Source organism: Planococcus alkaliphilus, from assembly GCF_057031095.1.
The window spans coordinates 540,452-562,698 of sequence record NZ_CM168060.1 but is presented as its reverse complement, the minus strand read 5'-3'; the positions used below and the strand labels follow the sequence as shown (position 1 = coordinate 562,698).

20 protein-coding genes are annotated in these 22,247 nt (G+C 44.8%); 9 read left to right on the top strand and 11 right to left on the bottom strand.

Annotation, left to right across the window (positions count from 1 at the left end):
• The first annotated feature begins 10 nt into the window (after positions 1–10).
• On the top strand, positions 11–1,198 hold the full coding sequence (locus tag AC2EXB_RS02980) for an FtsW/RodA/SpoVE family cell cycle protein (protein WP_483603570.1): 1,188 nt from the start codon (positions 11–13) through the stop codon (positions 1,196–1,198).
• Positions 1,199–1,252: 54 nt separating this feature from the next.
• Here the strand turns inward: AC2EXB_RS02980 and AC2EXB_RS02975 are convergent, their stop codons facing one another.
• Positions 1,253–1,384 carry an Lmo0850 family protein gene (locus tag AC2EXB_RS02975; protein WP_251477275.1) on the bottom strand — a complete coding sequence of 44 codons (132 nt, stop codon included), beginning with the start codon at positions 1,382–1,384 and terminating at the stop codon, positions 1,253–1,255.
• A 312-nt stretch (positions 1,385–1,696) separates the two neighbouring features.
• Here AC2EXB_RS02975 and AC2EXB_RS02970 point away from each other — a divergent pair, with 312 nt between their 5' ends.
• Positions 1,697–2,857: an MFS transporter gene (locus tag AC2EXB_RS02970; protein ID WP_483603568.1), complete on the top strand. Its 1,161-nt coding sequence runs from the start codon at positions 1,697–1,699 to the stop codon at positions 2,855–2,857.
• A 134-nt stretch (positions 2,858–2,991) separates the two neighbouring features.
• On the opposite strand, the gene AC2EXB_RS02965 is transcribed toward AC2EXB_RS02970, so the two are convergent.
• Positions 2,992–3,849, bottom strand: a complete 858-nt coding sequence (locus AC2EXB_RS02965) for an SDR family oxidoreductase (protein ID WP_251477280.1) — start codon at positions 3,847–3,849, stop codon at positions 2,992–2,994.
• A gap of 126 nt (positions 3,850–3,975) precedes the next feature.
• Positions 3,976–5,265, bottom strand: a complete 1,290-nt coding sequence (locus AC2EXB_RS02960; RefSeq protein ID WP_483603567.1) for an MFS transporter — start codon at positions 5,263–5,265, stop codon at positions 3,976–3,978.
• A gap of 119 nt (positions 5,266–5,384) precedes the next feature.
• Here AC2EXB_RS02960 and AC2EXB_RS02955 point away from each other — a divergent pair, with 119 nt between their 5' ends.
• The gene (locus tag AC2EXB_RS02955; protein WP_483603566.1) at positions 5,385–6,602 is read left to right on the top strand and encodes a helix-turn-helix domain-containing protein; all 1,218 of its coding nucleotides are present in this window, start codon (positions 5,385–5,387) and stop codon (positions 6,600–6,602) included.
• A 40-nt stretch (positions 6,603–6,642) separates the two neighbouring features.
• Here the strand turns inward: AC2EXB_RS02955 and AC2EXB_RS02950 are convergent, their stop codons facing one another.
• Both AC2EXB_RS02950 and AC2EXB_RS02945 read right to left on the bottom strand, forming a co-directional pair.
• Positions 6,643–8,178 carry a GNAT family N-acetyltransferase gene (locus AC2EXB_RS02950; RefSeq protein WP_483603565.1) on the bottom strand — a complete coding sequence of 512 codons (1,536 nt, stop codon included), beginning with the start codon at positions 8,176–8,178 and terminating at the stop codon, positions 6,643–6,645.
• A gap of 14 nt (positions 8,179–8,192) precedes the next feature.
• Positions 8,193–9,311 (bottom strand): NAD(P)/FAD-dependent oxidoreductase, encoded by a 1,119-nt coding sequence (locus AC2EXB_RS02945; protein ID WP_483603563.1) that lies wholly within the window; start codon positions 9,309–9,311, stop codon positions 8,193–8,195.
• Positions 9,312–9,462: 151 nt separating this feature from the next.
• Between AC2EXB_RS02945 and AC2EXB_RS02940 the strand changes: the two genes are divergently transcribed.
• The 5 genes from AC2EXB_RS02940 to cls all read left to right on the top strand — a co-directional run bounded on the left by AC2EXB_RS02940 (position 9,463) and on the right by cls (position 15,043).
• The gene (locus AC2EXB_RS02940) at positions 9,463–10,314 is read left to right on the top strand and encodes an MBL fold metallo-hydrolase (RefSeq protein WP_483603562.1); all 852 of its coding nucleotides are present in this window, start codon (positions 9,463–9,465) and stop codon (positions 10,312–10,314) included.
• A gap of 176 nt (positions 10,315–10,490) precedes the next feature.
• Positions 10,491–11,753, top strand: a complete 1,263-nt coding sequence (locus AC2EXB_RS02935; RefSeq protein WP_235198174.1) for a glycosyltransferase — start codon at positions 10,491–10,493, stop codon at positions 11,751–11,753.
• Complete coding sequence (locus tag AC2EXB_RS02930; protein ID WP_483603560.1) at positions 11,698–12,417, top strand: HAD-IIB family hydrolase; 720 nt, start codon at positions 11,698–11,700, stop codon at positions 12,415–12,417. The genes AC2EXB_RS02935 and AC2EXB_RS02930 overlap by 56 nt, the downstream gene beginning before the upstream one ends.
• Positions 12,418–12,604: 187 nt before the next feature.
• On the top strand, positions 12,605–13,435 hold the full coding sequence (locus AC2EXB_RS02925; RefSeq protein WP_235198172.1) for a squalene/phytoene synthase family protein: 831 nt from the start codon (positions 12,605–12,607) through the stop codon (positions 13,433–13,435).
• Positions 13,436–13,588: 153 nt separating this feature from the next.
• On the top strand, positions 13,589–15,043 hold the full coding sequence (gene cls / locus AC2EXB_RS02920) for a cardiolipin synthase (protein WP_483603558.1): 1,455 nt from the start codon (positions 13,589–13,591) through the stop codon (positions 15,041–15,043).
• A gap of 62 nt (positions 15,044–15,105) precedes the next feature.
• Here the strand turns inward: cls and AC2EXB_RS02915 are convergent, their stop codons facing one another.
• Positions 15,106–16,329, bottom strand: a complete 1,224-nt coding sequence (locus AC2EXB_RS02915) for an ISL3 family transposase (RefSeq protein ID WP_483602296.1) — start codon at positions 16,327–16,329, stop codon at positions 15,106–15,108.
• Positions 16,330–16,496: 167 nt separating this feature from the next.
• On the bottom strand, positions 16,497–17,447 hold the full coding sequence (locus tag AC2EXB_RS02910; RefSeq protein WP_483603556.1) for a M15 family metallopeptidase: 951 nt from the start codon (positions 17,445–17,447) through the stop codon (positions 16,497–16,499).
• Between the two features lie 123 nt (positions 17,448–17,570).
• Between AC2EXB_RS02910 and AC2EXB_RS02905 the strand changes: the two genes are divergently transcribed.
• Positions 17,571–18,722, top strand: a complete 1,152-nt coding sequence (locus AC2EXB_RS02905) for a 3-phenylpropionate MFS transporter (RefSeq protein WP_483603554.1) — start codon at positions 17,571–17,573, stop codon at positions 18,720–18,722.
• A 224-nt stretch (positions 18,723–18,946) separates the two neighbouring features.
• Here AC2EXB_RS02905 and AC2EXB_RS02900 read toward each other — a convergent pair whose 3' ends face one another.
• The 4 genes from AC2EXB_RS02900 to AC2EXB_RS02885 all read right to left on the bottom strand — a co-directional run bounded on the left by AC2EXB_RS02900 (position 18,947) and on the right by AC2EXB_RS02885 (position 22,161).
• Positions 18,947–19,192 carry a hypothetical protein gene (locus tag AC2EXB_RS02900; protein WP_235198169.1) on the bottom strand — a complete coding sequence of 82 codons (246 nt, stop codon included), beginning with the start codon at positions 19,190–19,192 and terminating at the stop codon, positions 18,947–18,949.
• A gap of 52 nt (positions 19,193–19,244) precedes the next feature.
• A complete protein-coding gene (gene yidC, locus AC2EXB_RS02895) occupies positions 19,245–20,027 on the bottom strand; it encodes a membrane protein insertase YidC (protein WP_235198168.1) in 783 nt (260 codons plus the stop codon).
• A 160-nt stretch (positions 20,028–20,187) separates the two neighbouring features.
• Positions 20,188–20,973 (bottom strand): helix-turn-helix domain-containing protein, encoded by a 786-nt coding sequence (locus tag AC2EXB_RS02890; protein WP_052653177.1) that lies wholly within the window; start codon positions 20,971–20,973, stop codon positions 20,188–20,190.
• Between the two features lie 294 nt (positions 20,974–21,267).
• Positions 21,268–22,161 (bottom strand): diacylglycerol/lipid kinase family protein, encoded by an 894-nt coding sequence (locus AC2EXB_RS02885; RefSeq protein ID WP_483603553.1) that lies wholly within the window; start codon positions 22,159–22,161, stop codon positions 21,268–21,270.
• Positions 22,162–22,247: the final 86 nt, after the last annotated feature.

Sequence of the window (22,247 nt, the reverse complement as noted above, 5' to 3'; positions counted from 1 at the left end):
GTGAACGCTCATGCAAACAAATAAAGGCTTCGCCGATCGCGTAGATTGGCCGTTAGCTTTCATATTATTTCTCTTTTTCGTCGTCAGTTTATTGGCAATATCTTCCGCCCAAACCGCTGGGATATACCCAACAAACTTTGTCCCGCGCCAAGCAGTTTTCTACGTTGTTTCGATCGGCATGATTTCTGTTCTTATGTATTTTGACTCGGATCAATACAAAAAAATGTCTTATTACCTATATGGTTTCGGTATTTTCCTATTGTTTGTTTTGATGATTTCTCCTGGCGGCCCTGGCCAGATTGCAGAACCGGTCAATGGGGCGAAAGCCTGGTTCCATACACCTGTCGTCAATCTTCAGCCCGCTGAATTCATGAAAACCTTCTATATACTGGCCATGGCCAAGATGATTTCCGCGCACCATGAAAAAAATCCGTTAAAAACCTTAAAAACTGATTTTGTTCTTCTTGGAAAAATCGGCATCATGCTGTTTATCCCGCTGGCCTTTATCCTGACACAGCCAGATCTTGGGACCGCCCTTGTATTTATCGCGATTACACTCGCCTTGATTGTCGTTGCCGGCATCTCTTGGAAAATCATCGTGCCAAGCTTTGGAGGAGTCGCGGTCATTGGAGGAACCCTTTTATGGATGGCCGTCTACATGCAGGACTTCCTTTCCAATGTATTAGGGATCAAACCTTATGCGCTTGCCCGGATCTACACATGGCTCGATCCGTATGAATACGCAGATACGGATGGCTATAACTTGATTGCCGCTATGAACGCTATTGGTTCCGGTGAAGTGTTCGGCAAAGGGTTTCAAGGGCGCGAAGTGTACGTACCAGAAAACCACACGGATTTTATCTTCACGGTCATTTCGGAAGATTTCGGTTTCATCGGTGCAAGTGCCGTCATTATCTTATTCTTCATGCTGATTTATCATTTGACTAAAATTACGCTGGAGCTGAAAGACACATTCAGCACCTATGTATGTGCCGGAATCATAGCCATGATTACGTTCCACGTTTTCCAGAACATCGGCATGACCATCCAACTTTTGCCGATCACCGGAATTCCGCTGCCATTCATCAGCTACGGAGGAAGCTCGCTGATCGGGAATATGCTTGCACTCGGCATTGTGTTCAGTATGAAGTTCCACCACAAGACCTATATGTTCGGAAATGAGAAAGAATCCGAATAACGAACTAACGATTATATTCTCCACATAAAAACTCCGACGCCCTGCGCCGGAGTTTTATGTTTGCGATTGTGTTTGCGGCAATGCTAATGCTCTAAAGAGTTCTACGCGCGGCTTTGTGATTTTTGCTTGGATTCCCAGTTTCGATAAGTTTGAAACGATTTTGCGAACTTCTACTTTTTTCGCCATCCAGATCACCTCTTTATGTTTTAGTTATTTATTAAGACGTTGGCCAGTTTGCCTAGTTTCGTTTAAATTACATAATGTTTGACTTTTCTGTGTCTCTGTTATAATACCATCATTTCAAGATTTTAAACTTATCATTTTGATGACAAAGTAAATAATTTGTGAAGAAACGAGTTTACTTTATTTACGATCCTTCTCCATCTTTTAAAAAGTTCCCCGTCCACTCCACAACTCTTTACAAATTCGTTTGTCGCTGCATTAAAACAAGGGTAAAATGGCACCAAAGCCTTTATTTAGAAAGCAGGAGTTTTATTTATGAAGAAAACCATTTTATTACTGATGTCCGTGCAATTTTTTGTTTATCTGGGGTTTGGCATCATCATCCCCGTTTTGCCGGAAGTCGTAGTGCAGCAAGGTTATTCCGATATCCATGTCGGCGGACTCATTACTATTTATGCGCTTTCCTCTTTTTTCACAGCACCATTGTGGGGCCGTTTGTCTGACCAGACCGGCCGAAAAAAACTGATTTTAATCGGCCTGGCCGGTTTCAGCCTGAGCTTTTTCCTTTTTTCCCTGTTTCTTGATCATCTCGTTTTGCTTTATGCATCGCGGATTATCGGCGGGCTTTTCTCCGGGGCACTTTACACGGCCGTTACCGGCTATGTCGCGGACATTACAACAGACGATGAACGCAATAAATACATGGGACTGCTTGGCATGTCGATTGGGCTCGGCTTTATCTTCGGACCGGCGATCGGCGGATTGCTCGGTGCCGTTTCACTCTCGCTCCCTTTCACAGCTTCCGCTATTTTAGTGTTGCTGTTAATGTTCTATGCGAGCCTCGTTCTAAAAGAACCGACACGCCAAGGCGAAGCCGTGAAGCGGAAACTTTTGCCAAAAGGCGGCAGCATTCTTTGGCAATACCGCATCCGCTATTTATTCCTCTTTTCATTTGCTGTGACATTTTTATTGGCGGGACTTGAATCGACGTTCCAATTGTTCCAGATTGACCAAATCGAAATCACGCCGCTTCAGTTAGGCTACCTCTTCATGGCAAGCGGGCTCGTAGATGCAGCCATACAAGGAGGCGTAGTGCGCAGAGTTAAAGACGGTTCTGAAACCAAGTGGATTATCGGCGCTCAAATTGTAACGGCTATCGGCCTATTGATGCTGCCATTCACCAGCAGCCTCATCTTTGCAGGTGTTGCACTGAGCGTGTTCACTGCCGGCAATGCATTGGCCAGAACCGTGCTCGTCTCGCTGACTTCCAAAGAATCCGGCGGGAAGTACGGGACAGCAGCCGGCATGACTTACTCCATGGATAATATGGGACGCATCATCGGCCCTCTCTTTTTCACGTGGCTATTGACCATCCAATCCGGCTCTGTGTATTACCTGTCCGCAGCTTTAGCGCTGCTCAGTATTTTGCTTATCGTTATTTACCGCAGCTCCGCTAAAACATTGCGAAGCCATTGACCGAAGCTTGCGAGGTCAATGGCTTTGCGACGAGCTTGCGCAGGAGCATGGGTTTATTTCAATCAGTTACACGACAAATCGGAAAAGCAAGCACCTCTTCAGAAGGTGCTTGCTTTTTTGATATCTTATACGGTTTAAAGAGGCGTACCGCCGTTGATGTGAATGACTTGCCCGGTGACATAAGAAGAATCATCAGAAGCCAAGTAGACATAGCCCGGCGCTAATTCATCCGGCTGCCCGGCGCGGCCAAGCGGCGTATTTTTGCCGAATTCCGCTACTTGGTCTGCCGGGAAGGAAGCGGGAATAAGCGGTGTCCAGATCGGGCCTGGCGCTACTGCGTTTACGCGGATCCCTTCTTCAGCGAGAGATCCTGAAAGGGCGCGCGTAAATGAAAGAATGGCGCCTTTTGTCGATGAATAATCGATCAATGTCGGCATTCCTTGATAAGCGGTGATGGAAGTTGTATTGATAATCGAACTTCCTGGCTTCAAATGGTCAAGTGCCGCCTTTGTTAAATGGAACATTCCAAAGACATTGGTCCGGAACGTCCGCTCTAGTTGCTCAGCAGTAATATCTTTTAATGAATTTTGAAGATGCTGCTCGCCAGCATTATTGACCAATACGTCCAACTTTCCAAATTCAGAAATCACTTTTTGTATGGCTTCCTGGCAAAAAGCTTCATCCCCGATATCTCCTGAAATCAACAAGCAGCGCTTCCCTTCCTGCTCCACATGTTTTTTCGTTTCTTCGGCGTCTTCATGTTCATCCAAATACGCAATCGCAACGTCTGCTCCTTCTTTTGCAAAAGCAACGGCTATCGCCCGTCCAATTCCGCTGTCGCCGCCTGTTATTAATGCCGTTTTTCCTGGAAGCCGCTGCGCTTTGCCTGCAAGGTTTCCAGTAAAGTCCGGTTCAGGCGTCATTTCTGATTCAAATCCAGGCTGCCGTTCCTGTTCTTGTGCGGGTAAATTTTCTGGCTTGTCTTTTTCCATCTTTTCATCATCCTTTCAGATATTGGTTTCGTGTTCTAGACTTTTCCCGTTCTTTTCTTCCCTAAACATCCTCAATAAGTAAAATGCCGCACACCCGAATCCTACTCAAGTGTGCGGCTTTTCAATTTAAATGACAGGTTTAACCGGCGGGGTGCCTGCAAGTTCTGGATAAGCTTCTTTCAAAATACTTGCGCGCATCATGTAAGCTGTCAAAAGCACGAGGCAGATGCTGCACGCCCATATGACATACTGCGCCGGCACGAAATCGTATAATAAGCCGAATAATAAGTAGCCGAGCGGCATCATCGCCATGGCCATCGATTCCAAGATGCCGAATACGCGGCCCCGGTATTCTTCAGCCACATCTTTTTGCATCATGACACCGATCGGGGTATTAACGCAAACATTCGATGAGCCGAAAGAGAGCATTAAGACAATGAAGTACAAGACATTCATTGTATAAGACATGTCAAAAACCAATGGCAACGCAAGAGCTGCCAAAATAACGGACATGGCGAGAATCGCCCTTTTTGAAAACAATAATGGGAACTTGACTTCTTTTCGAATCGAGAAATAAATAGATGCTGCAAGCATGCCGACCGCAATCATTGATTCGATAATACCGAAATGCGTCGCTTCCACTTTTAATTGCTGCACTGCAATGAACGGCAAACCGATCATTAAAGCGGAGAAAAAGAAATTCAAGCCGATGGCCGTTGTGACAATCACCATAATAACCCGGTTCGTCCGAAGGTAAGCGACGCCTTCCTTCATTCCCTGCATGACCGATTGTTTCGGTTCATCTGCTGTTTTTACTGCGGCGTTCGTAAAGAGCCTGAAATTCATCGTCGTTTCAAGAACAAGAGCAATGGCATAAGCCACAATTTCAATTGCGAGGAAAACATTCATCGAAACGAAGCCGAACAGCATACCGCCAATGACAGGCCCTCCGATGGCAGCAATCGAAACCGCCGACTGATTGAACCCCATCGCTTTTTGAATGCGGTCCGGATCAATTAAATTCGCAATCGATGCGGAAAAAGTGACGCCGTTGAACATCGAGAATACCGATACTAAGGCAGTCGCTGTATAAATTGCAGGCAGCGATAAACTGATAGCCAAGCTGTACATCAACAATCCACTAACTGTAATAATACCGCCGAGCTGGGAGAAGATGATTAATTTCTTCTTCGAATAATTGTCTGCGGCGTACCCAGCAAACGGCGCCAAAATTGTACGCGGCAAAATACTGCAAATCAAATTGATAGCGAAACTGGCAGCCGACCCCGTGAGTGCCAATACGTATAAACTGATTCCAAATGCATAGACGCTACTGCCGAATGTAGAAATGAGCTTGCTGATCGTGAAGGTGTATAAATGGTAGCTGGCCCGTTTCATCTTTGCTGCTTGTGACATTTTTTCCATCCCCTTAGAAAAAAAGTTTAATTTAATTAAACAAAATATATCATGGCTAAATTGGCATTGCAAGAGAAAGTTTAATATAATTAAACTAATTTTAAAAAGAGGTGAATGAAGTGGAGACTTTAGGGGAACGCATCAAGAAATTGCGCAAAGAACAAGGCCTAACGCTGCAGACACTTGCTGGCAGCGGACTAACTAAAGGGATGCTGAGTTTGATCGAAAACAATAAAGCCAATCCATCCATGGAAAGCTTGTCTTATATAGCGGAGCAATTAGGCATTGATAAAGATGAATTATTAGCGGAAATTCCGACGAGCGAATTGCGGGAGCTGTTGCAAGACGTTGAGAAAATGTACCGAGCCGAGACAGAGAATTACAGCGATGGGTTTATCCAAATTGCTGAAAAGATTGAACCGTATGTTGCTTCCCTTCCATACCGTTATGAATCGGCCAGATTGCTTGAGATTTATAGCCGAAGCCTGTATTACGCCAAAAAAGAAGGCTGGCAATCTTCTCTTTCTCAAGCAGAAGAAATGTATGAAGGCCTGCATTTGATGAACAATAACGCTGAAATCCATATGTTCCGTGCAATGCTGAAATTCAACGAACACCTTTACAGCGATGCCCTTTCCATGCTTCAAGAATCTCGGAAATCCTTTGAAGCCCGGGATGCTGTGCTTGATTCGCTGAAAAAATTGGATTTTGATTTTGTAGAAGCAATCTTGTATTTTGCTATCGGCAATGATGAGGATGCCGTACGCATTATTAATGAAGCGGTCGAATATTCAAAAGAGCACCAAATTTTTTATAAGATGAACGATCTTTACCGTGTCATGAGTTTCCATGCCATTTTAAAAAACAATCAGGACATGAAAAATTATTACGTCCATAAGCTCCGGCTCTTTGCCGAGTTTTCAGATGATGAAAAAATTGACATCACGTTGGATTTGCTGGAAGCCCATTATTTAAATTCTTTTGCACATGAATACGAAAAAGCGGAAGCGATTGTCGATAAAAATCTGGAGAAATATAAAGAAGATGAGATTTCTCAATTTTTCATTGAGAAAGGAAAAGCTCTATACGGACAAGGCCGCCTCGAGGAAGCGCTCGACTGGTTAAAGCGCCATAAGATTTGGGAATTTCTTCACCACCCGTATGACCTCGCGATGAATTATGAAAAAGACGCTTATATCGCTTTGATATACGAGCAGCAAGGCCAACACGAGCTGGCGGTAAAGCATGCGGACATCGCCAAAAACAATATTTTACCGCTGTTGGATTTGCCTTATAAAAAATTCATCCTGGACGTGCATCAGCAAATCGTCCGATAAAAAGATAAAAGCCTGGCCGAATAAAAATTCGGCCAGGCTTTTATTTAGCTAGGTGCTTAAAATAGCCTTCATGGAATTTCATGAGCTGCTGCCAATCCGCCTCAAAATCCGGCTGGATGCAAGACACTTGGAACAGCTCTCTTTCGTGAAGGTAAGAGCTCATACTATGAAGCTCCAACCCGGACAAATGCGCATCCAGTGCGAAATGTTTGTAGTTGTGCTCGCCTTTAAAAGTAATTGCTGTCGGAAAACCTTCTGCAAGCTTCGGCCAATTTGCAGTATCCTGCTTCACTGAAGCCAACCGATCCGCCAGTTTTCCAAAACGCTCGGGATAAGCATCCAGCGCAATTTTGAAGCTTTTTAACAATGAAAAGGACAAAGTAAACGGCACCTTATTGCTGTAATGGCCTAAATCCAAATACGCAGGCAACTCGGCATCAGGCGTTACAGAATAGGAAGCAAAAACGATGGCGAGCCCACTGCTTGTCCCGATCGCTTTTCCGCTTACGGCCGTCGCAAGCCAAATATTTTCAAAGGAAAGCGGAACCGCCCCAAAACTGCTGACGGCATCGACGCAAAGTTTCACTTGCAGCTGATCGCAAATTGCTGTAAAACTTCCGATATCGTTCAGCATGCCAGTCGAAGTTTCACCGTGCACCATTAAAAGCCAGCCGAAACTTTGCTGCTGGAGTCGCTTTTGAATGGAAGCCAGCGAAAAAGCGCTGCCCCATTCCTGCTCCTCTACTTCAAAATCCAGTTTCCACTTGCTTGCCTGATCTTTTAGCCGTCTGCCAAATTCACCATTCACTAAGATTAAGCCGCGGCTTTCAAGCCGGCTTATTTGGGCAAGCATCGCTTCATTGGCGAGCGTTCCGCTGCCGAATAAAAAATGCGGACAAGATCCGGTCATCTCTTTTAGCTTTTCTTTCGTTTCTTCCAATACTGCCTGGAAAGTGGACGAGCGATGGGAAACCGGGTCTTCCGTAAAAGGTGCCGCAAGCGGCCCCGTTAACTTTACGGGTCCCGGCAAAAATAATTTCCGTCCGGTTTGGAGGCGTGCAGCTACAGACTCCGCATATTGGCCGCGCGTCGTAGCCATTGGCACGAACACCGCATCCCCTGTTCCTACAGGATCTGCGATGGCTTTAAAGCCCAATTGGCCATATAACTTCAATTGCCGTGTGGTCCCTGATATGACTGCCGCATCGAATCCTTCGGCGTAGCAATAATCCGAAAGTGCCCGGGCCATCAGGAAAAATACCCGGCCGTTCCGATGCTGTTTCCGGACAGCCATCAATCTGATTTCGCAGATTTTATGAGAATCCGGCAAATACCGCTCTACCTCACCGATTTTCAGATCCAATGAAAAAGGGCGTGCAGACCGCAGCGCAATCATGCCCACAAGCTCTGAATCCGCTAAAACAATCAGATACGTATTCTGTGCATGAAAAGGATCTACCCTTACCCCAGAACCGTCTGCTTCGTGCTGTGGAATCTCTTCGACAAAGGTCTCATAATTCAATTGGGCAATCGCTTGGAACTCTTCCTCGCTTCGGGCAATTTTGCACCAGTACACAGCTATTCCCCCTTCTATTCGCGTTCGAAAATCTCTTCTATTTCATAGAGACTCAAATCAATATCCATAGGTTCCCCTATTGCTAGCTTCGCTAATTGCATGCCTAAATACGGGCCTGCTGTCAGACCTGAGGACCCTAAGCCGTTCGCTGCAAAAAGATTAGCATGGCCTGGCACTGGCCCAATGACCGGCAATGCACTTTGAGTCGAAGGGCGAAAACCGGTCGCGGCTCCCGTCAACTCAGCTGCCGCAAGCCCTGGAGCTGCGTCAAGCGTTTTATCCAGGATGTGATGGATTCCGCCAGCTGTCAGTTTCGTGTCGTATCCTGCATCGTTTTCATGCGTGGCGCCAGCGACGATGCGCCCTTCTGAAAAAGGCACAATGTATAATCCGTAAGGCACCATCGCTACCGGCCACTCTTCGGTCGGCGCTTCTTCCGAATGCAGATGAAGAATTTGCGCTTTTTGCGGCACAACTTTAAATTGCAGTCCGAGCGGTTCGAATAGCTCAGCCGCCCAAGCACCCCCTGTGGATACGATGCTGTCTGCATAAAATTCCTGGCTGCCTGCTTTTACTCCTGCCACTTTCGTTCCTTCTAGGATCAGCTCTGCATTTCCATGCACTTTTTTCGCTCCCAGTTTCACTGCTGCTCCGATTAAAGCATCTCGGACAGAATGCCCTTCCACTCTTGCTGCGCCGCTGACATAAAGAGAACCATATGGCCCTGTTGCGAAAGGGAATCGTTCTTGCGTCTCTTCCGGGGAAAGCCTCTTAACTTCTCCCATTTCCGGCGCTTCTTCCCGGCGTTCACGTGCCTTTTCTTCCATTTTATCCAGTTTGCTGTCTTCATGTATGCTGACGATGCCAACTTGCTTATAGCCTGTTTCTTGCTGGCCAAGCGCTTCCAATGCCTGGATTAATTCAGGGTAGTAAGCAGCCCCGTTTTTCGCAAGTCCATACCAAGCCTTATTTCTTCGCTGTGAAATCCACGGACAAACGATTCCGGCCGCTGCACCAGTTGCTTGCCCTGCATCTCCTCGATCGATTAAGGTCACTTCTGCACCGCGCTTGGCAGCTTCGTATGCAGTAGAAGCCCCGAGAATTCCGGAGCCGATAATAATTACTGACTTCATTTAAACACCCAGTCTCTATAATTTCTTATCTTCATTTTACTGGAGTTGGCAGTCATACTCAAATGCCTCTGACTTTGAATGGATTTAAAAGCTCGGGATGAGGGTAGAGATTAAGAAAGAAAATTTATCTGGAAATCAAGGAGGCGTTTTTATGGAAAAAAGTTCTTCCACCGAGAAAGTATTGCCGGTGACCTCATTTAGAAGCGGATCCGGTTATGAAGTCGCACCTGATATATACTGCTATACCATTCAAGTGGCGAATGTGTATTTCATCGGAAATCCAGCCGCAAGCAATGAATGGGTACTTGTCGATGCAGGCATGCCGGCTTCTGGACAGCGTATTTTAAAAGAAGCAGAAAATCATTTTGGCCCCGACCATAAATTAAAGTCCATTATTTTAACACACGGCCATTTCGACCATGTTGGCGGATTGATTGAAATTTTGGAGACACATGATGTGCCGGTTTATGCCCACCCATTGGAATTCTCTTATTTAAAAGGAATCACCGACTATCCTGAACCGGATTTTGAAGCAGAAGGTGGATGGATCGTCAAAATGTCGAAAGAATTTCCAGTGAAAGCCATTGATATTTCAACTCGCCTTCATGCATTGCCGGAGGACGGAACAGTTCCGGATATGCCAGGATGGCGCTGGATCCATACTCCTGGCCATACGGAAGGCCACGTTTCCCTATTCCGGGAGCACGGACGCATCCTTATTGCAGGAGATGCTTTTGTCACAGTGAAACAAGATTCACTTTACCGGGTCCTGACGCAAAAGAAAGGCGTATACGGGCCGCCTGTCTATTTGACGCCGGACTGGCGGGCCGCTTGGGAATCCGTTGTAAAGCTTGCGGACCTCCGCCCTTCGGTGGCAGCTACAGGACACGGCAAGCCGATAAGAGGTTCCGCTTTAGCAAAAGGTCTCGTGGAATTGGCTGAGAACTTCCCAGATCTCGCAGTTCCAAAATACGGCAAATTTGTTGATACGCTGCATCCTTAAAACAGAAAGCCTCTTGGAAAAGATTTTCCAAGAGGCTTTCTATAGGCAGCGCAAATAAATACGATTTAGCCGAATAAATCAAAAATATGTTTTAATATTTCAGAAAACGGGTATAAAAATAGTCCAGTTCCGTTTTTTTATAGAAACTGAAATGACATCGAATGGAGATGAGCACAATGATTAAAAGAGCGCTTTTTGTTTCAGACCACGGCGATCCTTTGGCAAAATTAGGAGGCAAACAAGCCGGCGGTCAAAATAATTACGTTAAACAATTAGCCCTTGCCCTTGAGAAAAGAGGTTGGCAAATAGATGTTGTCACCCATTGGTGCGACGCTTCAGCACCAAGAATCGAGAAATTCGGAACTGCTTGCCGCGTCATACGGGTCGAAGCCGGCCATAAAGGATTTGTATCTAAAGATGAAATGTTTACGATGCTCCCGGCTTTCTATAAAGAGATGAAAAGTGCGCTGAACCTTTCTTCATATGATTTGGTCCACACACATTACTGGCTTTCCGGCTTAATCGGGAAAAAACTGAAAGAAGAATTCGGACTTCCGTTTATCCATACATCCCATTCTCTCGGATGGGCAAAAGCGAAAGCGACCGGCGTTACAGATGCACGGCGCATCAAAGCTGAAAAGTCTATTTTAAAAACAGCCGATCAAGTAATTGCTACTACCAATAATGAGAAACAATTGATTCAGGAAAACCTTGAGTCGCCTTCTCCTATCAAAGTGATCCCCATCGGGGTGGACCAGGCATTTACCGTGCAGGGAATCCGTTCACATCTCAGAAAAAAATCCGGCTTTGAAGCTCCTCTCTTCGTTTTTGCCGGAAGGTTAGAAGAAACTAAGGGAATCTTCACACTGCTGAATGCATTTCAGCTGTTGGTTAATAAGACCGAAGCCAAATTCAAGCCTCGACTTTTGATTGCTGGCGGAGAACAAGATGGGATCGATCACGCCACACGATTGCCGCTCGACCCTAAACTGCGCGATGCTGTCAAAGGCATTGAAAAATATGTTGAATTTCTTGGGCCGCAATCGCAGGAACAGCTGGCAAGGTTGTTTAATATTGCCACTGCTACTATTGTTCCGAGTTATTACGAATCGTTCGGCATGGTTGCTGCAGAAGCTCAAGCATGCGGAAGCCCTGTTATCGCATCGGATGTGGGCGGTTTGAAAAACGTCGTCCAGGATGGCATTACCGGTTTGCTGGTCGAAACTAAAAATGAGATCGATTTAGGAATTGCCATGGAAATCTTGTCGATCAATTCATTATTGGTTGAACGCTTGAGCCGTCAAGCTGTCAGAATTGCACAGAAAGATTTTGACTGGGATTCCATTTCCGAACGCATTGATTCTATGTATGAGGTGATTAGCAGTGCACGAAGCAAAGCATATATTAGCAACAGACCTGGACGGAACACTGGTTGGTGATTCCGAAGGTCTTCAGCAATTGCTGAAATTCTACGATGAACAAATTTATGATGTTTCTCTTATCTACATTACAGGCCGATATTTTGACTCAGCTTTATCTTTAATTGAAAGCGAGAATTTGCCAGTACCGGATATTTTAGTGACAGACGTCGGTACGACCATCCACATCGGTGAAAACTTCGAACAAGACAAGGACTGGGAAGCCCGGATGTTGGAAAGTTGGAACCCCGATGCGATTGACGCAATTGCCGCCACAGTTTCCGGTTTGACGAAACAGCCGCTTTTGCTTGAAAATCGCTGTTCCTATTATGTTGACGAAAAACAGCCTGTTGAAGAATTCCAAACTAAGCTGGAAGCCTCGGGCATTCCGTATAAATTGATATTCAGCGGTGGACGCGATGTTGACATCGTGCCATTGCTAAGTGGCAAGGGACAAGCTTTGCAATATTTATTGGACAAATACAATATTCGCGATGCAAAACTGTTAGTAGCTGGAGATTCCGGAAACGACTTGGAGATGCTGACACTTGGTTTTCCTTCTGTTATTGTCGGCAACGCCCTTCCGGAACTGTTGGAAAGTGAAGAACACCCCCTCATTTTCCGCGCCACTAAAGGGTATGCAGGCGGAATCCAGGAAGCTTGGAAACACTTCCACTCCAAATAGCCTTCGAGCCGCTTTTACGGCCTTGGAAGGCTATTTTTATACATAATTTATGCGTATTCAAGCAAACATTTGTTTTTTTAGCCAATTCGTTTATATTTAAAGAAAAGGCAGTTTCGTGATTTCCAAAGATTTTTGTGTATTTTTAGATGAAAAAAACAGATTTGCCTATGAACAGGAGGAAATTGAGATGAGTAAAGTCGCGAATTTGCAAAAAGAGTCCATGGTCATGTTGAAGGAAACGAGCCGGACTTTTTTCATCCCAATCAATTTTTTAGAATCTAATTTGAAAAAAACTGTAGCTTCTGCCTATTTATGCATGCGGGCAATTGATGAAATTGAAGACCATCCGGAATTGGAGGATGAAGCAAAAATTCACCTTTTATCCGCAACCAGCGAATTGTTGAAAGCGCCATTCGACCGGTTTGCTTACGAAGCTTTGATCAAACCATACGACAACTTTCTGCCGCCGGTTACAAAGCGCTTAGCCGATTGGATCAGCGTCTGTCCTCCGGAAATCGTGGAAAAAGTGAAGGAATCCACTTCTATCATGGCAGCCGGAATGGCGAAATGGGTAGAGAAAAAGTGGGTTATTGAAACGAAGGAAGATTTGGATGATTACACGTATTACGTAGCTGGACTTGTCGGCACGATGCTTTCCGACTTATGGAAATGGCATGACAATACAGAAACGGATCCAGAACTGGCCATCGCTTTTGGACGGGGCCTACAAGCTGTAAATATGCTCCGCAACTACGATGAGGACCTGGAACGCGGCGTCACTTTTGTACCAGATGGTTGGACGCGTGAAGACATGTTCAATTACGCAAACGGCAATTTGGAACAGGCTAACCAATACGTAAAATCGATTAAAAATAAACGGATTTTGATGTTCTGCAAAGTGCCATTGGCTTTAGCGCACAGTACCTTGAAAGCATTAAAATCCGGAAAAGAGAAAATTACACGGTCTGAAGTTGAAGGAATCGTGGAACAGCTCAAGCAAGAAGAACAGATCAATTAGGTGGTGGACGCATTTGATGACTTATCAAATGCGTCTTTTTTTGTATGGGCTGATATAGGAGAAGATACTTACTTTCGGCTTCACTTTCCTTCTTCCTTTCGACCAAATAGGCTATACTTAAAAAAGCGAAGCAACTATAAACGGGGGAGAAAAATGACGATTTCCATTATTAGTGTATTGACCGCAGCCACTTTCGTACTCAATATTTTTCTAGCTGCAGCGCTGGTTTTTCTGGAACGGCGCGATGCTTCTTCCACTTGGGCGTGGCTATTGGTTCTTTTCTTCATTCCGATAGTCGGATTCTTCGTCTATCTTCTTTTAGGCCGCCAGCTCCGAAAAAAAACGCTCTTTAAATGGGAAGGCCGGACAAAAGTCGGAATCGACAGTTTGATCAAGCATCAATTGCATGCATTAGACGAGGACGATTTCCATTTTCGTGATGACAATGTGCATGAATACAAAGAATTGGTTTATCTTCACTTGCGGAATAACGGGGCCGTATTGACCCAGGACAACGCTGTCCAAATCTTTAATGATGGCCGCCAGAAATTTGATGCATTGATAGCTGATATGGAAAAAGCAAAAGATCATATACATATGCAGTACTATATTTTCCGTTTAGACGGCCTCGGCACACGCCTTTTAAAGACGTTGACTGCAAAGGCGAAAGAAGGCGTCAAAGTCCGCCTCCTTTATGACGACATGGGATCGCGCCGCCTCAGCAAACGGCATTTCAAGGAATTTATCCAAGCGGGCGGAGAAGTGGAAACGTTCTTCCCTTCCGTCTTGCCAATCATCAATCCGCGCCTGAACTACCGAAATCACCGCAAAATCGTGGTTATTGACGGACGCGTTGGCTATATCGGCGGATTCAACGTTGGAGACGAGTATATCGGCTTAAGCCGGAAATTCGGCTACTGGCGAGACACCCATCTGCGTGTAGAAGGCAGTGCTGTCCATCCGCTGCAAACCCGTTTTATTTTAGACTGGAACCAGGCCTCTGCCCGCCACGATATCGAATACGATGAAATCTTCTTTCCTGCCATTCCTGAAAAAGGCGTGACCACGATGCAGATTGTCTCGAGCGGTCCGGACGAGGAATGGGAACAGATCAAAGACGGCTACCTGAAACTCATTAATATGGCGAAAGAATCAATTTATATCCAAACGCCTTATTTCATACCGGATGCCAGTTTCTATGACGCGATTCGAATTGCTGCCTTATCCGGCATCGATGTGCGCGTCATGATCCCCAACAAACCTGACCACCCCTTCGTTTACTGGGCGACATACTCTTATGCCGGACAGCTATTAAGGGCGGGTGCACGGGTCTATGTTTACGATAATGGATTTATCCATACAAAAATGATTGTGATCGACGGCAAGGCATCTACCGTTGGAACGGCTAATATCGACGTACGGAGCTTTAAATTGAACTTTGAAATTAATGCCTTCATCTATGACGAAAAAGTTTCCTCTGATCTTGCGGAATTATTCCACCAGGACGTGGAGCTCTCTACGGAACTGACGATGGATATCTATCTGTCCAGAACCAAATTGATCAAAACAAAAGAGTCGATTGCCCGGCTTTTATCGCCAATCTTATAAGACTGCTCTTTTAAAAAAAGGTTCTCCGTCAAATGTTGGGGTGAGGTGAAATCTTCCTCACTCTAACCAACGTGAACTCCCATATTCTTATACTTGTGTGTCAGTAGTATTTTGGCGCGGGCGCGTTCGAAATTCTGAAAGCCGAACGCGTTCCGCTTAATCACTTTTGTCAGGTTATTGATGCCTTCCAAGAAACCATTGGAATACTTGAACGAGAAGCTGTTCAAGATTTCCGTCTGCCAGTTTCGGAAGGTGCCCATGGCTTTCTGGAACTCGGGAATGCCCGCTTGTTCCACCAGCCGATAAAATTCCAGCAACGCTTCTTTGGTCTTGAGGATTTCCTCGGGATCTCTTTTTTTGCTTGCCTGAAACCACCTGCAATACGCTTCCTTCAGTTCGTAAGCTCGTTTGAGCTCCTCATCCATTTCAAGATACCGCTTCAAGTACCAACGGTCCTTTTCGGTTAACTTCTCACTGTTTTTGTAAAAGACGTAGCGCATCCGTTTGCCTTTTTTGCGGTCATAGTCGTTCCAACTTTTCTGCACGCGTCTGCGGACCGCGTCCAGCGCCCAGTAAATGTACCGGCAGAAGTGGAAGCGATCGGCGATGATCACCGGTTTGCCGAGTGCTTTTTTGACCGCGGCTTTAAAGGAATGGCTCATGTCCATGACGACGATTTCCACCGCAGCTCCGTGCTGTTGGAGATACTGTTTGATCGTCTCTTTTTTCCGGTTGGGCAGGATATCGATCGGTTCTCTCGTTTCGCCATCGGCGATAATCAGTTGGTACTTTCCTTCGCGGGTGTCGCCTTTGTATTCGTCGATGGCGATCACACGCGGTAATTTTGCGGTTTCAGTAACTTCCTGGAGCGCCACCAGATCGAAACGCCGAACGATGGTCGAAGCGGAAGCGCCGTATTGTCCGGCCACTTCCTTGAACGTTTTCGCCTTGACGCTGCGCACATGAACCGCTTGGTTCCACTCTTTTGAGAACCGTTGATAGCGGCCGATGAATGAATTCTGTTCGGCGAATTTCTTGCCGCACGCCCCGCATACGTAGCGTCTCTTCTTATAGAAAAGGTAAGTCTGGCGTTCAAACCATTTCAGGTGTTTGATCTTTTGGATCCGGTAATCGTGGACACGCCGGGTCTTCTCCTGGCAACGCGGGCAACGGTGTGCCTTCACTTCCAACTCCACATGCAGGGCCACCCGGTCCTCCACTTGTTCCATCTTCATGATTTTCACATCTTCTAATCCGGGAAATTTCATGGTAAAATTCAAGTGCACGCATCTCCTCTTCTTTACTTGTTATTCGACATTTCAAGTATAAAAGAATTTGGAGATTGCGTGTCTTTTTTTGGGCCGAATTGTTTCAACACCCCAACAATTAGTGTAGAACCTAAAAAAACAGCAGTAAAAAAAGCGTTCCCATCCAATTAAGGAGGGAACGCTTTTTAATATACGCCTAAATATTCTTCCAGTGTAACGCCTTTTGCATAGACATCCGCAGCCATCTCTTTGCCTACGTAGCGATAATGCCAAGATTCGTGCATGTAGCCTGTAATCTTTTCCGCACCTTCCGGATAGCGGAGAATGAAACCGTAGCGATGTGCGTTGTCCATCAGCCATTTGCCGCCTTTCGTGTCGCCGAACGTAGCGGAAGCCCAATGCTGTTCCTGCCCGGTTTCGCCGATGTCAAAGGCAAGACCTGTCTGATGTTCAGAATACCCAGGCCGTGCACTATAGCGGTCAGCCGCTTGCTGGCCATCTTTAGCAACATAGCCATCGTATAAAACTTTCTGGCGTGCAAAATCACGATACGTACTAAATGCCGTCAAATCGATTTTCGCTTTTAGCGCTTCTGTCCGCATGGCTTCAAAAGCGGCTCTCGCTTCTTTGCTTTCACCTGGTACGTAAGATTGCGGCAGCGGATGTTGTTTGTTGGCGATCAAGATATTGTTAATAATTGTCGGTTTAGCCGGCAATTTTAAATTGTCCTGATATTTTGTCGCATCTTTTACCGGTTGTTCTTTTGCAGGAGGCGTCTTTTCTTGCTCCGGCGCTTTCTCTTCTTCATCAGCGGGAGGAACTTTTGCTGGTGGAGTTTCCGTTTTTTCCGGTGCTTCCGGTTCAATCGGCTTTTCTGGTTCTACCGGAGTTTGAGGCTCTTCAGGCACAGGCGTTTCCCCTTTTTGCGATGAGACATCTTCATTTGGTTCAACTGTTTCGATTTCAGTTTCGGCTGGCGATAAAGCCTCTAAACTTTCTTCTATATCCCAATTGTGGAGAGACATCCAGTAAGCGGAAAACCCTCCAGCTAAAACAATGACAATTCCTAGGCTAATGAGGATCCATTTTATATAAGGCTTCTTATTTTTCTGATTCATCGAATACCGCGATTGCATGGTTCTCCTTCTTTCTCTAAAGTTCTTTATTATTCTACCATTACTCTCGCATAATTTCTCCCTAAACAAATGAACATTCGGTATACTTTAAATAGAATTTTTTACAAGATACGAGGGAAGAATATGAACAATCAAAAATGGCTTTCACTTAATTTTTTCGCTTTCTTTTTCACATGGGGCGTTTTTCTGCCTTATTGGACAGGATGGTTGACCAACGATAAAGGCATCAGCGTTTCAGCAGCGAGCCTCATCATGGGTGCGGGCATGTTCGCCCGTTCCCTTTCCACCCTGATATTTTTCCCACTTATGACGCGCATCTTTTCGTTAGGGAAGCTTATGCAGCTACTGGCAATTCTATCTTTCGCCCTTATGCTCCTGCATATGCCCGCTAACTCTTATGTGTGGCTATTCATCTTAACTTTCGCTTTCAGCTTTGTTTATCCGAACTTGCTGCCGGCGATGGAAAGCGGTGCAACCGTATTGATGAAAACAGATCGTATCCATTACGGCAAAAGCCGTTCTTATGGCTCTGTCGGCTACACCATCGCATTATTGATTGTCGGCGGTGCTACGGCAATATGGCAAGAAAGCGCCATTTACTGGGTAATGCTCGGCGGATTGCTATTCATGGCTTTCACCCAATCAGCTACTTCACCTATTCCCTTACAAGCTAAACCTGAATCCAAAAAAACGGATTCTGGAAGCGTCATGAAAGAATTGCTGCGTTCAAAACCGTTCATGCTCATGTTGCTGATCACCACTTTGCTGCAGGGAGCCCACGCCGCTTACTATAATTATGGGTTTATTTATTTGCAGGATGTTGGCGTCAACAGCTTTTACATTGGCCTCATCTTGAATGTAGCGATCCTTTTTGAAATTCTGATATTTGCAAAAGCTGATGCATGGTTCGCCAATTGGTCCGTTTCGTCGATGTTCTTAATCGCCGGTATTGGCTCCACGTTGCGATGGGTGCTGATTTTCCTTTTTCCATCCGTTTGGGTTTTCATCTTCAGCCAAGTTTTCCACGCCTTGTCTTTCGGGGTGGCGCATTTCGCATTTATCCGCTATATTTTCCAAAAGCTTGATCATTTGCACATTCCTGCTGCCCAAGGAATGTATGCAGCCATTGCTATGAGTTTAAGCGTTGCCGCTTTGACCATTCTTGGAGGTTTTCTTTACGAAATCTCTCCTGGCCTTTCGTTCCTTGGAATGGTTCTATTCTCCGGCCCTGCCATTTTGCTGGTTTTGCTCACTAGAAAAAGATTTTCTTATTAAAATAAAAATTCCTACAAACTACCCCCATAATCTCCGAGGTGACTGCGAATAAATGAGTATCAACTGTCACAGGGAGCTGGGTATATTGAAACGAATTTCACAAAAGGATATCGCAAGCTTAATGGAACGCTTAGATACCTTACTTGAAGAACGCCAAAAAGAAAAATACCAATACAAAAAAACAGCAGCAGCCAATTAGGCTGCTGCTGTTTTTAACTACTTGATTATACAAGAATTGTAACCAACACGATGACAAACAATGCGGCAAAAATAATGGCCATCCCACGCATCCATTTTGCTTCGCGGTCCATGCCTTGTGCTTTCATCTGGCGATAACGGAACGAATTAGTCAACACAAAAAGCAAAGTCATGAATAATACGGTGATTTCTAAATTTCCCATAACGAGAAAAGCGAGCGCTGCCAGACTTAATGCAGCCATCGCAATCCCTTGTATCCATTTCGAATTCATCTTTTTTCACTCCTAAAAAAGAAAGCCGGCAAAGTATGCCGGCTTTTTGTTTTTATTTTTTATCTTCTACAGCTTCCAAAGCTTTTTCGGGATGTTCAGAATAGAACTTGCGTCCGATAAACGTTTGGATGATCAGCAAAATCCCGCCAACTGCCCAGTATACTGGCAATGCAGCCATGGATGAAAATGATACGAACATGATCATCACTGGTGAGATATAAACGAAAAGTTTCATTTGCTTTTGCTGCTGTTCCGGCATTGTCCATAATGAGACTTTTGCTTGGAAGAAGTAAACTGCTCCAGCAATCAAAGTCATTAAAATATCCGGTGAGCCTAATGTGAACCATAGGAACTCATGGTCTTTTACATAATCCGGAGCGTAGAGAATCGCAAAGTAAAGACCCATAATGATTGGCATTTGGATGACAACTGGCAGACAGCCCATGTTCAACGGGTTAACGTCATGCTTTTTGTATAGACCCATCATTTCCTGCTGGATTTTCATTTGTTCCTCTTTGTCTTTTGTTTCTTTTAAGCGCTTTTGAATGTCTTCCATTTCCGGGCGCAATTTATCCATTTTGACTTTCATGCCCTGCTGGCGTTTATACGTACGCAGCATGAACGGCATCAAGATTAGACGAATTACTACAGTAATTGCGACAATCGCTAAACCATAGCTTCCACCGAACAAGTCACCCAAGTAAATTAACGAACTAGCAAATGGCTTTACAAAAATACTATAGAAAAACCCTTCTTGATTCTCGACAGCCGAACAGCCGCTTAATACGAGAACCGCCATTGCCAGAAAGGACAGCAATATCATTTTCTTTTTCAATTTAGTCACCTTCACCTTTTTCAACTATAAAGAAGTATACCTATATGATTGATAAATTTCAATCAGTGACTCTGAATTAGCAAACTTTATTGCATTGTGTGACAAAATAGCGAATGCCATAAAAGTTTTTAGGCAAGAAAAAAAGGAGAAAAAATTCTCCTTAATTCGAGTTTGGCAGATTGTAGCGGAAGTACGGAATGTGCTGGCTGTCGCGGAATTGTTTTGGTGTGACAGTTGTGTATTTTTTGAAGATGCGTGTGAAATAGCTTTGGTTGCAGAAATGGAATTGCTTCGAAATCTCTGAAATCCCTTTGTCCGAGTGGCGCAAATAATATTGCGATTCTTCTACACGGCGCACATTTAAATACTCAACCAATGTAATGCCGGCATGTTCTCTGAAAATACGGGACAAATGGCTCGTTGAGATATGGAAATGTTTTGCAATGTCCTCTACCGACAAGTCGCGTTCAACTTCATCATTGATGAACATGACTACTTTGTTTACGGTTTGATGGCCAAAAGATGGCTGTTTGCGTTCGGAAATAACCGACACAAAGAACTCGATCAACTCATCAGCCACGTAAAGAAACTCTGAATCGTTCATATGCTTTTCAACCAATTCGATGCAGGCCGTATTGAAGGCAAACGCTTTTTTAGGCGGCACGCGCATTTCATAAAGTTTACGGGCCATTACAGATGACAGCACTATGTAATAGTTGCGGACTTGGCGAATGGTATCTTTGCCTGCTTTAATACCGATTAAATCGATCAAAAGACGCAAAGTTTGTTTTGCCCGGTCTTTTTCAAGATGGTGGATTTCATAAATTAATTGTGTTTCGATTTCAAAAAACTTTTCAATTCCCTCATATTGATTCAGATTTTCACTTTCATTCATGAAAATCTTGGAAATTGTTTCTTGAATCGATGGCGCAGCTAGTATATTCATTTTTTCCCCGTCTTTCTAAGTTCTAAATTTTGAGCAGTTACTTCAACTATATACTGAATCGCACGAGATGAACATAGCACAAAGTAGAACTTATTAAATTTTTTATGTAATATGGTTTATTACCATTTTACCTTTAATACCTTATTAAAGGAAATATTTTCCCTAAAACTATACTACAAATGATGAATATCTGTCAAAAGGGTTTCTCTGGAAACTAATAAATTTCCAATATTTTAAAATTAAAGGTTAAAAGCCAGTCTTTCCCAAGAAAGGCTGGCTTTTGCTCCCTCGTTTCTATTCTTTATCAGGCGGGATCAAAGCCCGAATATGCCGTGGAAGAACTTCGATTGTAAAAGGAGTCGGGGAACCTTCATCGCCGTCGATATTACATGAAATCGGCTCACTTGTGTCAATGGAAACTCGGGTTGTATGAACCACTTCTACTGCCGGATCTTTTTCAAGCTTCCCTCTTAACATCGCACCTGCTATACGGATAAAAGCAGGCAAAGCTGCATTTTTCACAATATAGACGTGCAGTAGCCCATCGTCCGTTAAGGCTTCTGGCGCCAGCTTTTCAAATCCGCCAACCGAATTGGTCAACGCGACTAGCACCAGTTTCGCTTCGCCTTCCCACTCCCCATGGTCATGTGTGATTTTAAAATATTGTTCCGCATCCGAAGTAATCGCCTTAACTCCTTCTATGAAATAAGCCAGGGCCCCTAATCGCGTTTTCTGCTCTGGTGACACTTCATAAGTCGATTCGGCAATTTGCCCGAGCGCCAAAATATTCATGAAATAATGATCGCCCACTTTTGCGATATCCACTCTTTTTTCGTATCCTGTTTTCAGCGCTTCAATCGCTTCCGGCGGATCTAATGAAATCCCCAGTGCCCGGGCAAAGTCATTGACGGTTCCAAGCGGAATCAAGGAAAACAGCGGCTGGTGCGGCTGTTCCGCTAAACCGGAAACAGCTTCATTGATCGTTCCATCGCCGCCCATCGCTACGACGAAATCATATTTCAATTCACAGGCTTCACGGGCAAAATTTGTCGCGTCATGCTGCTTTTCCGTAGTTCTTGTGTCTACACTATAGCTCATATCTACTAATGTCTGTTCTACTTGGGCACGATATTGGGCCGCTTTCTCTTTTCCTGCAGATGGATTCAAGATAAACATCGCTTTTTTCATTTAGTTACCTCCGGTGGTATGATATAACCATATTTACCTTTACCCTCTCTTAGGGTCAAGTTAATCCCACTGTACTTTAATTACTG

Bases quoted from the DNA above. Each gene is read 5' to 3' on its own strand.
- AC2EXB_RS02980 (WP_483603570.1), top strand. From the start codon at position 11: ATGCAAACAAATAAAGGCTTCGCCGATCGCGTAGATTGGCCGTTAGCT.
- AC2EXB_RS02975 (WP_251477275.1), bottom strand. From the start codon at position 1,384: ATGGCGAAAAAAGTAGAAGTTCGCAAAATCGTTTCAAACTTATCGAAA.
- AC2EXB_RS02970 (WP_483603568.1), top strand. From the start codon at position 1,697: ATGAAGAAAACCATTTTATTACTGATGTCCGTGCAATTTTTTGTTTAT.
- AC2EXB_RS02965 (WP_251477280.1), bottom strand. From the start codon at position 3,849: ATGGAAAAAGACAAGCCAGAAAATTTACCCGCACAAGAACAGGAACGG.
- AC2EXB_RS02960 (WP_483603567.1), bottom strand. From the start codon at position 5,265: ATGTCACAAGCAGCAAAGATGAAACGGGCCAGCTACCATTTATACACC.
- AC2EXB_RS02945 (WP_483603563.1), bottom strand. From the start codon at position 9,311: ATGAAGTCAGTAATTATTATCGGCTCCGGAATTCTCGGGGCTTCTACT.
- AC2EXB_RS02940 (WP_483603562.1), top strand. From the start codon at position 9,463: ATGGAAAAAAGTTCTTCCACCGAGAAAGTATTGCCGGTGACCTCATTT.
- AC2EXB_RS02935 (WP_235198174.1), top strand. From the start codon at position 10,491: ATGATTAAAAGAGCGCTTTTTGTTTCAGACCACGGCGATCCTTTGGCA.
- AC2EXB_RS02925 (WP_235198172.1), top strand. From the start codon at position 12,605: ATGAGTAAAGTCGCGAATTTGCAAAAAGAGTCCATGGTCATGTTGAAG.
- cls (WP_483603558.1), top strand. From the start codon at position 13,589: ATGACGATTTCCATTATTAGTGTATTGACCGCAGCCACTTTCGTACTC.
- AC2EXB_RS02910 (WP_483603556.1), bottom strand. From the start codon at position 17,447: ATGCAATCGCGGTATTCGATGAATCAGAAAAATAAGAAGCCTTATATA.
- AC2EXB_RS02905 (WP_483603554.1), top strand. From the start codon at position 17,571: ATGAACAATCAAAAATGGCTTTCACTTAATTTTTTCGCTTTCTTTTTC.
- AC2EXB_RS02900 (WP_235198169.1), bottom strand. From the start codon at position 19,192: ATGAATTCGAAATGGATACAAGGGATTGCGATGGCTGCATTAAGTCTG.
- AC2EXB_RS02890 (WP_052653177.1), bottom strand. From the start codon at position 20,973: ATGAATATACTAGCTGCGCCATCGATTCAAGAAACAATTTCCAAGATT.
- AC2EXB_RS02885 (WP_483603553.1), bottom strand. From the start codon at position 22,161: ATGAAAAAAGCGATGTTTATCTTGAATCCATCTGCAGGAAAAGAGAAA.